This is a genomic window from Kineosporia sp. R_H_3, assembly GCF_002198675.1.
GTDB lineage: Bacteria > Actinomycetota > Actinomycetes > Actinomycetales > Kineosporiaceae > R-H-3.
Window position 1 is genome coordinate 1 of sequence record NZ_MWLL01000266.1, and the last position, 11,415, is coordinate 11,415.

Consider the following 11,415-nt stretch of genomic DNA (forward strand, 5'->3'; position numbering starts at 1 on the left):
GTCCCCACCCGCCCCGGACCCTGCGGTGACGCCGTGACGGAGCAGCCCGAGGGGTTGAGCTCCGTGCGCAACGCCGCACGGCTGCTCAAGGTGTTCCTCAGCCGGGAGGAGTCGCTCGGCGTCTCCGAGCTCGCCCGCCGCCTCGACCTCGCGAAGTCGACCGTCCACCGGCTGCTCACGACGCTCGCGGCCGAGGGCCTCATCGAGCAGGACCACGCGACGGGCGGGTACCGGCTCGGGATCGTCGTCTTCGAGCTCGGCGAGGCGGTCCGGGTGCACCTCGACCTGCACGCCGCCGCCGGGCCGGTCCTCGCCTCGCTGCGGGAGCAGACCGGGGAGTCCTCCCAGGTCGGCATCCTCGACGGCACCGAGGTCGTCTACGTCGACCGGCTCGAGAGCTCCCAGTCGCTGCGGCTGTTCACCGAGACCGGCCGCCGGGTGCCCGTGCACTGCACGAGCTCGGGGAAGGTCCTCCTCGCGCACCTCGCGGACGGCGACCGGGAGGCGCTGCTCGCGCGGCTGCCGCTCACCGCGCTCACACCGCACACGCTGGCCGACCCCGAGGCGCTGCGCGCGGAGTGCGCGAAGGTCCGCCGGCGCGGCTGGGCCGAGGCCGTCAACGAGCGCGAGATCGGCGTCGCCTCCGTCGCGGCGCCCGTGCGCGACGTCGCGGGCACCGTGATCGCGTCCGTCTCGATCGGTGCCCCGGTCATCCGGCTCGGCGCCGCCCGCCGCCGCGAGCTCGGGGCGCTCGTCGCCGAGGCGGGCGAGGCGATCTCGCGCCGGCTCGGCTGGTCGCCCGAGGCCCCCGTGACCCGGGCGCCGGCGCTGACGACCGCGTCGACGTCCGCCACCATGACCCCCACCGGTTCGACCAGGGAGAGCTGACATGCCCCTCACCGATGCGCCGGCGAAGGCGCGCCTGCTCTACGAGGCGCGCCGCGACCGGACGGCGATCCCGCCGTTCACCGACGCGGACCCGACCCTCGGGATGGCCGACGGCTACGCCGTCCAGTCCGAGCTCACGAAGCTGCTCGTCGCGGACGGCGAGGAGATCGTCGGCTACAAGGTGGGTCTGACCTCCAAGCCGATGCAGAAGATGATCGGCGTCGACAGCCCCGACTTCGGGCCGGTGTTCGCCTCGACCGTCTACCGCGACGGGGACTCGATCCCGCTGTCCCGCTTCATCCAGCCGAAGATCGAGGCGGAGATCGTCTTCGTCCTCGGCGAGCGGCTCGAGGGCCCGGGCGTCTCGCTGACCCAGGCAGCGCGCGCCGTCGCCGGGGTCGCGGCGTCCGTCGAGATCGTCGACTCCCGGTTCGCGGACTGGCGGATCAAGCTCGCCGACACCGTCGCCGACCTCGCCTCGAACGGTGCGGTCGCGACGTCCAGCCGGCTCGTGCCGCTCGCGGACGTCGACCCGCGCCTCATCGGGATGACGCTGACCCGCAACGGCCACCTCGTCGACACCGGCGCCGGTGCGGCCGCCCTCGGCGACCCGGTCGCCGTCGTCGCGTGGCTGGCGAACACGCTGGGCGCCAACGGGATCGCCATGGAGCCGGGGCACCTGGTCATGACCGGTGCGCTGCACGCCGCGGTCCCGATGGCCGCAGGTGACGTCTGGCGCGCGGACTTCGACCGGCTCGGCCCGGTCACGCTGCGCGTCGTCGAGGGCACGACGGAGGAGACGAAGTGAGCGACCTGCAGGGCTACGCGGACGTCCTCACGGCGGCGCGCCGGGAGCTGAAGGCGGTCCCGCCGCTCACCGACTCCTTCCCGGAGCTGGACCAGGCGACGGCGTACCAGGTGCAGCGGCTGCAGCGGGCCGGTGCCGGCGCGCTCGCGGGCTGGAAGCTCGGCGTGACGTCGCGGGCCAAGCAGAAGCAGGTCGGCATCGACGCGCCGGTCTACGGCTACCTCGCCGCGGCCGACGCCCTGGACCTCGGCGAGCCGCTCGTCGTCGCGCAGCAGATCCAGCCGCGCGCCGAGCCGGAGATCGTCCTCGTCATGGGCCGTGACCTCGCGGGGGCGCACGTCACCGCGGCCGACGTCCTCGCCGCGACGTCCGCGGTCGCGGTCGGCATCGAGGTGCTCGACAGTCGCTACGAGAACTACCGGTTCACGATCCCGGACGTCGTCGCCGACAACACCTCCGCCGGCCGCTACGTCGTCGGGACCCCGGTGCCCGTGGCCGGGATCGACCTCAGGCTCGTCGGGGTCGTCCTCGAGCACAACGGTGAGGTCTTCGGGACGGCGTCCGGTGCGGCGTCGCTCGGGCACCCGGCCGCGGCCGTCGCCTGGATGGTGCGCGCCCTCGCCGAGCACGGCGAGGGGCTGCGGGCCGGCGAGATCGTGCTGTCGGGCGGCCTCACGGCCGCGGTGCCGCTGGCGGCCGGGGACGTCGTCGTCGCGGGTATCGACCGCATCGGCTCGGTCGAGCTCGCCTGTGTCTGAGCCGGCCGATGTCTGAGCAGCCGGGCCCCGGGGGCGCGCTGGTCCCGCTGCCGGACCTGGACGCCGACGGCCGTGCGGCGTTCACCCACGGCGGCCGGGAGTACGCGGTCTTCACCCTGGACGGGCAGGTCGTCGTCACCGACGGCGCCTGCCCGCACAAGGGCGGCCCGCTCGCCGAGGGGCTCGTCAGGGACGGCGCGGTCCGCTGCCCGTGGCACTGGTACACCTTCGACCTCGCCACGGGGGTCTGCCGAAGCGCCGAGTCGGCGCCGCTGCGCCGCCATGAGGTGCTCGACGTCGACGGCCGGCCGCACGCCCGCGTCGTGCCGCCGGCGACCGTCTCCCTCGCCGAGCGGCTGCGGGCGCACGCCCGCGGCGAGGACTGACGCCGGAGGCCGACGGCGAGGCTCAGGTCACGCCGTGCCGTCGTGCCCGGACCACCAGGCCGCAAGCGCGATCTCGGCCAGGCCGAAGAGGACGACGACCGGCTGCAGCCAGAAGAAGCGGCCGAGGACGACGAGCTGGACGGCGATCCACAGCACGAGCCCGACGCCGGCCACGATGCCCGCGGCGGCCGCCCAGCGGTGGGCCGCGACGGCCATCCCGGCGGCGACCGCCTGCGGCAGCGCGACCCCTGCGAGCAGGGCGACGCCGGGCAGCGTCCACGACGTGAACGGGGTGCCGTCGAGCCACTGCGACGTCATCCCGATCCGGTCGGTGATGAGCCCGACGCCGCCGTAGACGGCGGCCGCCGCGACGAGGGCGAGCACGAGCGACAGGGCGCGGGAGGCGCGGTCGGGGCGGGTGACCTCCCACGAGCGCGGGTCCAGCGGGTGGGCGGTCGGGGAGACGGGGACGGGTGCGTTCATGGCGGCCTCCCGGGAGCGGCGGGACGTTCCTACGATGCTCCGCGGGGGCCGCCCGGGGACGGGCCGTCCGTCCCGTGCCGGTCAGGCCGCCGCGGACGCCGTCTCGACCCGCGCCTTGAGCATCCGCAGCCCCTTCGCGAGGTCCGGGCGGATGACGAGCCGCACGATGACCGGGAACACGAACCCGACGAACCCGGCCGGCCGGGGCATCTCCATGACCCGCTCGACGCGGCTGCCCCGGCCCTGCGGCGTCACGGTGAAGTCGTTGTGGCAGACGACCGGGCCGTCGGTGCTGCGCAGCCGCAGCCGGGTCGGTGCCTCGGCCCGGGTGACCTCGACCTCGTTGCGGTGGTCGGCGTCCCCGGGGATCCAGCCGTAGGAGGTGAAGCGGGTGCCCTCGGCGGCCGGTGCGCCCGGCGTGGCACCCTCGACGCGCAGGGGACGGGGCGACCACTCGCCGTGCCGGGCGACGTCCGCGAGGTAGGCGAACACCTCGGCGGGCGTGCGGTCGACCTCGACGCTCGCGACGACCTGGACTCGGGACATGCGGACCTCCGTGGGTGGTCCCGGCACGTGGCCGGGAGGGCAGTGACGCCCTTCCGACGAACGGGCCGGTCCCGGATCGACAGCCGCGTGGCGCGTCGTAGGGTGACGATCGCCCGCCCCCTGCCGAAGGAGACCGCCGTGCCCGCGCTGCCCTACGGAACCTGGCCCTCCCCGGTCGACGCGCAGATGCTGGTCTCGGGCGTAGCCGACCCGCGCGAGGTATGGGCTGTGGGTGGCGTCACGTGGTGGTCGCAGTTGCGGCCCCCCGAGGGCGGCCGGACGGCGCTCGTGCGGCGTGCCGAGGACGGCACCGTCAGCGAGGTGCTCCCGGCGGGCGTGAACGCCCGTACCAAGGTCCACGAGTACGGCGGCGGCGCGTGGTGGGTCGACGACGGGGCTCGAGCAGGGACAGTCTTCTTCGTATCGTGGGCGGACCAGCGTCTCTACCGCGTCGACCCGCCGGCGCCGGACGGCTTCCTCGCCCGTTGGACGGGTCTCGGCAGCAAGGTGAGTGTGCACCCGGAGCCGGTGCCGATCACTCCGGAACCCTCGACCCAGCACGGGTTCCGTTGGGCAGACGGGCGGCTCACCCCGGACGGTGCGCTCGTCGTCTGCGTGCGGGAGCGGCACGAGGATGCCGACGGCGCCCCGCTTGCCGAGGCGGTCAACGAGGTCGTCGCGCTACCGGCCGACGGTTCGGCCGCGGATGACCCGTCCTTGGTTGCCGTCCTCTCGAGCGGCCACGACTTCGTCGCCGCGCCGCGGGTCTCCCCGGACGGCGCGTACGTCGCGTGGGTGGCCTGGGACCACCCCTCGATGCCCTGGGACGCAACGGTCCTGCGCCTGGGCACCCTCGACCGCAGCGGCGCGCTGCCAGCGCTGACCGACGTCCGCACCCTCGCCGGTGCCGGCCTCGGGGAGCCCGGCGAGCAGTCACTCATGGAGCCGGACTGGACGCCGGACGGCCGGCTGCTCGTCGTCTCCGACGCCCGGGACGGCTGGTGGAACCTGCACTCGGTGGACCTCGCGACGGGCGCGCTGACGCCGCTGCACGCCGACGACCACGAGGTCGGTGGCCCGGCTTGGGTGTTCGGGAACTCCCATCACGCGGTCACCCCGGACGGCAGCGTCTGGCTCGTCGTCGGCTCCGAGGACGGCCCCGCGTTGCGGCGGGTGGACCCGGACGGGAGCACGGACTTCTGGGTACTGCCGGGTGTGTCGCTGGGGTCGCTCCGTGCCGACGGAGACCGCCTCGTCGCGGTGACCGCGTACGACGACCGGCGCGCGCAGGTCGTCGAGTTCGGGTTCGAGCCCGACGCCGGTGGCCGGCGCGTCCCGATCGTCAACCGAGCACTTGCCGCGGGGGCCGGCGTCCCCCTGACGGAACCGGGTATTAGCCGCGGCCGGCATGTGTCGTTCCCGAGCCGCGACGGCCGGACCGCGCACGCCTGGTACTACCCGCCGACCGGCGTCGTCGACGGCGAGCCGCTCACCGGTCTTGACGGCGAGCGGCCGCCCGTCGTCGTGCACGTCCACGGCGGCCCGACCGGGGCCGCCCGGCCGGTCTTCGACCTGGAGACGCAGTACTGGACCAGCCGCGGCTTCGCGGTCGTCGACGTCGACTACGGCGGCAGCACCGGCTACGGCCGGGCCTACCGCGAGCTGCTCAAGGACGCCTGGGGCATCGTCGACGTCGAGGACTGCGCGGCGGCCGTCGAGCACCTCGCCGCCGAGGGCCTCGCCGACGCGGGCCGGACGGCGATCAGCGGCGGCAGCGCGGGCGGCTACACCGTGCTGCTCAGCCTCGCGACGACCGACGTCTTCCGGGCCGGGGCGAGCCACTTCGGCGTGAGCGACCTCGCCGCGCTGGCGAAGGAGACCCACAAGTTCGAGTCCCGCTACCTCGACGGCCTCGTCGGGCCGTACCCGGAGCGGGCCGACGTCTACGAGGCTCGCTCCCCGCTGACCCACGCGAAGGGCTTCCGGGCCCCGCTCATCGTGCTCCAGGGTCTCGAGGACGAGGTCGTGCCCCCGGCCCAGGCCGAGGCCGTCGTCGCGGCGCTCGCCGCGAACGGGGTCCCGCACGTGTACCTGCCGTTCCCCGGCGAGCAGCACGGCTTCCGGATCGCGGAGAACATCGTCACCGCGGTCGAGAGCGAGCTCGCGTTCTACGGCCGGGTGTTCGGGTTCCGGCCGGCGGGCGACGTCCGGGAGCTCGACATCGTCTTCGCCGACAAGCTCCCGGGCTGACCGCCCGTCAGGGTGTCGCGGTCGGGAACTCGTCGTCCCGGGCGTCGTCGTCGAGCTCCCAGAGGGTCAGCGGGATCTCGTGGACGACGTTCTGCCCGCCCGCGAAGACGAGCCCGGCGCCGTCGAGGTCGCGGGCGGTGAACGACTCCAGCTCGGTGAGCACGAAGAGCGGGTGGTGCTCGAGGATCGACTCGCGGTCCCAGGGCTGCCCGAGCTCCGCCGCCCGCTGCTCGACGTGCCGCAGCAGCGCCTCCGGGTCGGTGACGACGAAGTCCCACCGCGCCTGGTAGGTCAGCTTCGTCCCGGCCGGGACCTCCCACGGGTCGTCCCCGTCGTCCAGGCCGTCGAGGTCCAGGTCGTCCAGGTCGTCGAGGTCGTCGAGGTCGCCGTCGTCACCGGCCTCCTCGTCGAGGAGCGCGGCGAGCCCGGCGTCCCACGGGTCGGCCTCGTCCTCGGAGCCGAAGCCGTGGAGCACACCGCCGCCCCAGCCGCGGGCCGTCAGAGCGGCCTCGACCGCGCGGGCGCCCGAGCGGACCGCCGCCATCGCCCCGGACACCGTCGCGAGGTCGTCGCTCGCGAGGTCCTCCGCGTGCGCGAGCAGGGTCGCGGCGAGCCTGCGGGCGGCCGTCGCGGCGTCGACCGCCGGCGGCAGGCCGAGGGGGAGGTCCGGGTCGTCCTGCCCCGCGGCGCTGTCCGGACCGAGGTCACCGGTGCTGTCCATGTGCAGATCCTCGCGCGCCGGGTCGCCGGATGCGAAAGGCCTTGCCTGTACCAAGTGGTACATCTAGTATCTGTACCACTTGGTACAGGTCCAGGCGTCGAGGACGCCGCCGAGCAGGAGGTCCGCCATGCCGCACCGGGTGCACGTCAGGGGAGCCACGTCCGCGCCGCCGGACGCCGTCCACGCCCTGCTCGTGGACGTGACGACCTGGTCGGTCTGGGGGCCGTGGGTGTCGGCCGCGCTCGAGTCGACCGACCCCTCGGGCGGCGGCGGTGCGGGTGCGGTCCGCCGGCTCGAGTCGCGGGCGTTCGGCCGCACGGTCGTCTCCCGTGAGGAGGTGCTCGCGGTGCTGCCCGGGCGTGGCATCACCTACGGCCTCCTGTCGGGGCTGCCGCTGCGGGACTACCGAGGCGTCGTCACCGTCGAGCCGGACGGTCGCGGCGGCTCGACGATCACGTGGTCGTCGACCTTCGAGCCGCGTGTCCGGGGGACGGGCTGGTTCTACCGCGCCGTGCTGCAGAAGTTCGTGACCGACCTGGTCCCGGCGCTCGGGCGTGCGGCCGCAGGGTCGACGATGTCGGCGTGACGTCGTCCGTGCCCGACCACCCGCCCGTGCCGGCCGGGACGTCGCGCGACCGGCTGCTCGCGGCCACCGTCGAGCACGTCGCCCGGCACGGCCTCGCCGACCTCAGCCTGCGTGCGCTCGCCGACGCGATCGGCACGAGCCACCGGATGCTCATCTACCACTTCGGCTCCAAGGAGGGCCTGCTCGCCGAGGTCGTGGCAACGGTCGAGGCCGGCCAGCGGGAGATCCTCGCCGGGCTCGCGGCGAGCGACGAACCGGCCCCGGTCGCCGTCCGCCGGTTCTGGCGCGGCCTCACCGACCCTGCCGTCCGCGAGCACGAACGGCTGTTCTTCGAGATCGTCGCCCTGGCGGTCCAGGGCCGCCCCGGGACCGAGCGGCTCCGCGAGACGCTCGTCGAGCCGTGGGTCGAGGTCGTCGCCGCGGACGGCGTCCGGCGGGGGCTGCCGCCGGACGCCGCCCGCGCGCAGGCGCGGCTCGGGATGGCCGTGACCCGCGGCCTGCTCCTCGACCTGCTCGCGACCGGCGACCTCGAGGGCGTGGACGCGGCGATGGAGCTCTTCCTCGCCGCGTTCGTCCCGGAGTGACGGCCCCGGTCCTCAGGCCGTCCGCGCGAGGAAGTCGCGCAGGACCGCCCCGAACTCCTGCGGCTTCTCGAGGTTGAGCATGTGCGCCGCGCCCTCGACGACGTGCACCCGGCCGCCCGGTGCCGCGTCGGCGACCCGCCGGGCGACCGTGAGGACGTCGCTCACGTCGAGGTCCCCGACGACGGTCTCTGTCGGCACGGCGAGCTCGCCGAGCCGGTCCTGGGCGCCGACGCCGCGGAAGGTCCCGCCGGACGTCGCGGTCGCGGCGGCGTGGGTCGCGAGGCACTCGAGCGTCATCGTGCGGCAGAGGTCGAGGACGTCCGGCGCGAGGTCGGCGACCGCCCGGTGCGGGCCGGCGACGAAGCCGCGGACGCCCGCCTCGGTCCAGGCCTGCGCGTCCCACGCCCGGACGGCGGCCTCCTGCTCGGCCGCGCAGCGCAGCGCCCACGGGTCGGTGTAGGTCATGTGCACGAAGCCCGGGCTGACGAGCAGTGCTGCCTGCACGTCGTCCGGGTAGGTGAGGGCGTAGTCGAGCGCCGTCGCCGCGCCGAGCGAGAGCCCGACGAGGGTGGGGCGGCGCACGCCGAGGTGGGTGAGCAGGGAACGCAGGTCCTCGTGGAACTCCCAGTCGCCCGTCGGTGACGTCGAGGCGCCGCAGCCGCGGGCGTCGTAGCGGACGACGAGGTGGTCGTCGGCGAGCAGCGCGGTCTCGTGCTCCCAGAGCCGCCGGTCGCACCAGCCGCCGTGGATCAGGACGACGGGCCGGCCGGCGCCGCGGACGTCGTACGCCAGCTCGCCGCCGGGGACCGGGACCCGGCCCTCGGTCACGGTGGTGGCGCTTCTCGAGCTGTCGGTCGTGCTGTCGGTCGTGCTGTCGGTGGTGCTGCTCATCGGACGTCCTCTCCTGGGCGCGGCCCCTCCGCGTCCCATCCAGTACTCCCGTCGTGCGCCCGCACGCGGTCACGGAACTCCGTCAGGACGTGCGCGAGCACGCGGACGCATGCGTCGACGTCCTGCGGGTCGAGCCCTTCGGCGACCTCGCGCAGCGTCGCCGCCTCGCGGGCCAGGATGTCGCGGATCTCCGTGCGGCCCTGGTCGGTGAGCCGGAACAGCGGCGACCGCTTGTGCGCGGGGTTCGCCACCGGCTCGACGAGGCCGCGTTCCGCCGCGTCGTCCATGAGTCGCTGGACGAACTGCCGGGTGATCCACAGGCTGCGCCCGACCTGCGGCACGGTCTGCGGGCCGGCGTCATGGAGCCGCTCGAGGACGGCGCGGACCGGCACCGTCACGTCACGGCCCTCGAGGGCGTCCGCGACAGCCTTGCCGAGGTACTGGTGCAGCGGTCGGACGTACCGGATCACCTCGTAGAGACGGGCCTCCAGCGGCTCACCGACATCCGCGTCATTGACAACCATGACGTCATGATGACACCTGAGGTGTCAAAGTTCCAGTGGTGCGTTTCTCCTTGAGTCGGACGATCCACGGATCGATAGGAGAGATGGGTGCTGCCGTCCGCGCCCCGTCCGGCGTCGTCGCCGGGCGTCGTCCGTCGAAGGAGCCGCGTGCGCCGCCAACGCTCGGCCGAGCAGCAGCAGGTCGCCGAGCTGCTCCGCACCGCGCGTGAGTCGCTCGGCCTGCCACTGGCCTTCCTGAGCCGGCTCGACGGCCGGACGCAGCACCTCGAGGTCATGGACTCCCCGCTGCCGATGGTCTACAAGGACGGCAACACGCAGGACCAGGGCACGAGCCTGTGCCAGGCGATCCTCGACAAGAAGCTCCCGGCGGTCATCCCGGACCTGCGGCGCCACCCGGAGGCCATGGAGCTGCCCGCGGCGAAGTTCCCGCGGCACATCCGCAGCTACGTGTCGGTGCCGGTGACGCTCTCCGACGGCACGCTGTACGGCACCTTCTGCGCCGCCGGGTTCACCGCCGACCGCAACCTCGGCAAGCGGGACCGGAACCTCATGGAGGTGCTCGCCCGTGCCGCCGCGCTCGTCATCGAGCCGAAGGTGCACGAGCAGGCCCGGCGCGACGAGATCGAGGCCCGGCTGCTGCCGGTCATCCGTGAGGGCGGCCCGCTCGTCGTCCTGCAGCCCATCGTCGACCTCAAGACGGGACGGCGGGTGGGCGCCGAGGCGCTGAGCCGCTTCCCGAAGGAGTGGGGCAAGGCGCCGGACGTCGTCTTCGCCGAGGCGCACTCGGTCGGTCTCGGGCACGTCCTCGAGCTGCTCGCGCTCGAGCGGGCCGCCGAGCACCTCGACCGGGTCGGCGGCTACGTCTCGATGAACGCCTCGCCGAGCACCCTGCTCACCCCCGAGTGCGCCGAGCTGCTCGGCCGGCTGCCGGGGCGGCGGATCCTCCTCGAGCTGTCCGAGCACGACCAGGTCGACGACTACGAGGCGCTGGGCGTCGCGCTCGCGGGCATGCGCGAGCACGGCATGCAGCTCGCCATCGACGACGTCGGCGCCGGGTTCTCCTCGCTGCGGCACATCGTGCTCACCTCGCCGGACGTCATCAAGCTCGACCGCAGCATCGTCGACGGCGTGGCCCGCGAGTCCGTGCTGACGACGCTCGTCCGCTCGCTCGTCGACTTCGCCCACAGCTGCGGGGCCCGGGTCGTCGCCGAGGGCGTCGAGACCGAGGCCGACGCCCGGACGCTGCTCGCGCTCGAGGTCGACGCGGGGCAGGGTTGGCACTTCGGCCGGCCCGGACCCGCCGAGGCGCTCGAGCCGGTGGCCGAGGAGGACCCTGACGTCGCGCCGGTGCTCCCGCCGGTCCCGGAACCGCGCGCCGCCGTCGACGACGCGGCGGTCAGCCGGTCGCCGGACCGGTGACCACCGGCGTCCCGAACGTCGCGCCGAAGCCGTCGCCCCGCGGGCCGAGCCCGCTGACCCAGACGACCCAGTAGCGGTGCGTGCCGCCGGACCGGCCGTCCAGCACGGTCCGGCCCGACGCGGTGACCTCCTCGCCGACCGGCGTCAGCCCGGCGTCCGACGTCGGGGCCTCGTCGGCCGCGCGCAGGCTCACCGTGCTGCCCGCCGTCCGCGCCTCGAACGTCACCGACGTCACGGCGCGCGGGCTCCCGAGGTCGAGCACGAGCCCGACCCCGGGCTTGAGCCCGCCGAACTGCGCCGTCCGGTAGGTCTGCGTCCGCCAGTCCTCGCCGCGCTGCGCGAAGCCGGAGCCGCCCGCGGGGTCCAGGCTCGAGACCGTGGCGTCTATCGGTGCCGCGGCGGACGGCGCGGCACCGGTGGGTGCCGCCGCCGGCGTGCCGTCGCGACCGGAGAGCAGCGTGCCGGCGGCCGCGCCGGCGCCGATCGCGAGGGCGGCGAGACCGGCAGCGAGCAGGAGCCGGCCCCGGCCGGCCTGCGCGGTGCGGGCGGGTGGCGGCGGCGCAGGTCGGGA

General features: G+C 74.8%; 13 protein-coding genes and 1 pseudogene. 8 read left to right on the plus strand and 6 right to left on the minus strand.

Going from position 1 to position 11,415, the window contains the following annotated elements; translation table 11 throughout:
* Positions 1-33: 33 nt before the first annotated feature.
* Genes ECOMGDLI_RS33130 through ECOMGDLI_RS33145 form a run of 4 tightly spaced genes read left to right on the plus strand, consistent with a single transcriptional unit; the run spans position 34 to position 2,840 of the window.
* Complete coding sequence (locus ECOMGDLI_RS33130; RefSeq protein ID WP_088321096.1) at positions 34-888, plus strand: IclR family transcriptional regulator; 855 nt, start codon at positions 34-36, stop codon at positions 886-888.
* A gap of 1 nt (position 889) precedes the next feature.
* On the plus strand, positions 890-1,696 hold the full coding sequence (locus ECOMGDLI_RS33135; RefSeq protein WP_088321098.1) for a 2-keto-4-pentenoate hydratase: 807 nt from the start codon (positions 890-892) through the stop codon (positions 1,694-1,696).
* Complete coding sequence (locus ECOMGDLI_RS33140; protein ID WP_088321100.1) at positions 1,693-2,454, plus strand: 2-keto-4-pentenoate hydratase; 762 nt, start codon at positions 1,693-1,695, stop codon at positions 2,452-2,454. The genes ECOMGDLI_RS33135 and ECOMGDLI_RS33140 overlap by 4 nt, the downstream gene beginning before the upstream one ends.
* A gap of 8 nt (positions 2,455-2,462) precedes the next feature.
* Complete coding sequence (locus ECOMGDLI_RS33145; RefSeq protein ID WP_088321102.1) at positions 2,463-2,840, plus strand: Rieske (2Fe-2S) protein; 378 nt, start codon at positions 2,463-2,465, stop codon at positions 2,838-2,840.
* Between the two features lie 27 nt (positions 2,841-2,867).
* Here ECOMGDLI_RS33145 and ECOMGDLI_RS33150 read toward each other — a convergent pair whose 3' ends face one another.
* Positions 2,868-3,323 carry a hypothetical protein gene (locus tag ECOMGDLI_RS33150; protein WP_088321103.1) on the minus strand — a complete coding sequence of 152 codons (456 nt, stop codon included), beginning with the start codon at positions 3,321-3,323 and terminating at the stop codon, positions 2,868-2,870.
* Between the two features lie 81 nt (positions 3,324-3,404).
* Positions 3,405-3,869 carry an SRPBCC family protein gene (locus ECOMGDLI_RS33155; protein WP_088321105.1) on the minus strand — a complete coding sequence of 155 codons (465 nt, stop codon included), beginning with the start codon at positions 3,867-3,869 and terminating at the stop codon, positions 3,405-3,407.
* A 138-nt stretch (positions 3,870-4,007) separates the two neighbouring features.
* Here ECOMGDLI_RS33155 and ECOMGDLI_RS33160 point away from each other — a divergent pair, with 138 nt between their 5' ends.
* Positions 4,008-6,119: a prolyl oligopeptidase family serine peptidase gene (locus ECOMGDLI_RS33160; RefSeq protein ID WP_198955408.1), complete on the plus strand. Its 2,112-nt coding sequence runs from the start codon at positions 4,008-4,010 to the stop codon at positions 6,117-6,119.
* 7 nt (positions 6,120-6,126) lie between these two features.
* On the opposite strand, the gene ECOMGDLI_RS33165 is transcribed toward ECOMGDLI_RS33160, so the two are convergent.
* Positions 6,127-6,840: a hypothetical protein gene (locus ECOMGDLI_RS33165; protein WP_088321107.1), complete on the minus strand. Its 714-nt coding sequence runs from the start codon at positions 6,838-6,840 to the stop codon at positions 6,127-6,129.
* 127 nt (positions 6,841-6,967) lie between these two features.
* On the opposite strand from ECOMGDLI_RS33165, the gene ECOMGDLI_RS33170 reads away from it, so the two are divergent.
* Entirely contained in the window at positions 6,968-7,426 is a 459-nt protein-coding gene (locus ECOMGDLI_RS33170) for an SRPBCC family protein (protein ID WP_088321108.1), read from the plus strand.
* Entirely contained in the window at positions 7,423-8,010 is a 588-nt protein-coding gene (locus tag ECOMGDLI_RS33175; RefSeq protein ID WP_088321110.1) for a TetR/AcrR family transcriptional regulator, read from the plus strand. Before ECOMGDLI_RS33170 ends, ECOMGDLI_RS33175 begins: the two co-directional genes overlap by 4 nt.
* A 12-nt stretch (positions 8,011-8,022) precedes the next feature.
* Here the strand turns inward: ECOMGDLI_RS33175 and ECOMGDLI_RS33180 are convergent, their stop codons facing one another.
* Positions 8,023-8,901: an alpha/beta fold hydrolase gene (locus ECOMGDLI_RS33180; RefSeq protein WP_158221246.1), complete on the minus strand. Its 879-nt coding sequence runs from the start codon at positions 8,899-8,901 to the stop codon at positions 8,023-8,025.
* Complete coding sequence (locus ECOMGDLI_RS33185; protein ID WP_088321113.1) at positions 8,898-9,425, minus strand: MarR family winged helix-turn-helix transcriptional regulator; 528 nt, start codon at positions 9,423-9,425, stop codon at positions 8,898-8,900. Before ECOMGDLI_RS33185 ends, ECOMGDLI_RS33180 begins: the two co-directional genes overlap by 4 nt.
* 147 nt (positions 9,426-9,572) lie before the next feature.
* Here ECOMGDLI_RS33185 and ECOMGDLI_RS33190 point away from each other — a divergent pair, with 147 nt between their 5' ends.
* On the plus strand, positions 9,573-10,844 hold the full coding sequence (locus ECOMGDLI_RS33190; protein ID WP_088321115.1) for an EAL domain-containing protein: 1,272 nt from the start codon (positions 9,573-9,575) through the stop codon (positions 10,842-10,844).
* Here the strand turns inward: ECOMGDLI_RS33190 and ECOMGDLI_RS35120 are convergent.
* Positions 10,822-11,415: pseudogene (locus ECOMGDLI_RS35120) on the minus strand (hypothetical protein); the annotation flags it as partial. The gene ECOMGDLI_RS33190 and the pseudogene ECOMGDLI_RS35120 sit on opposite strands and share 23 nt — an antisense overlap.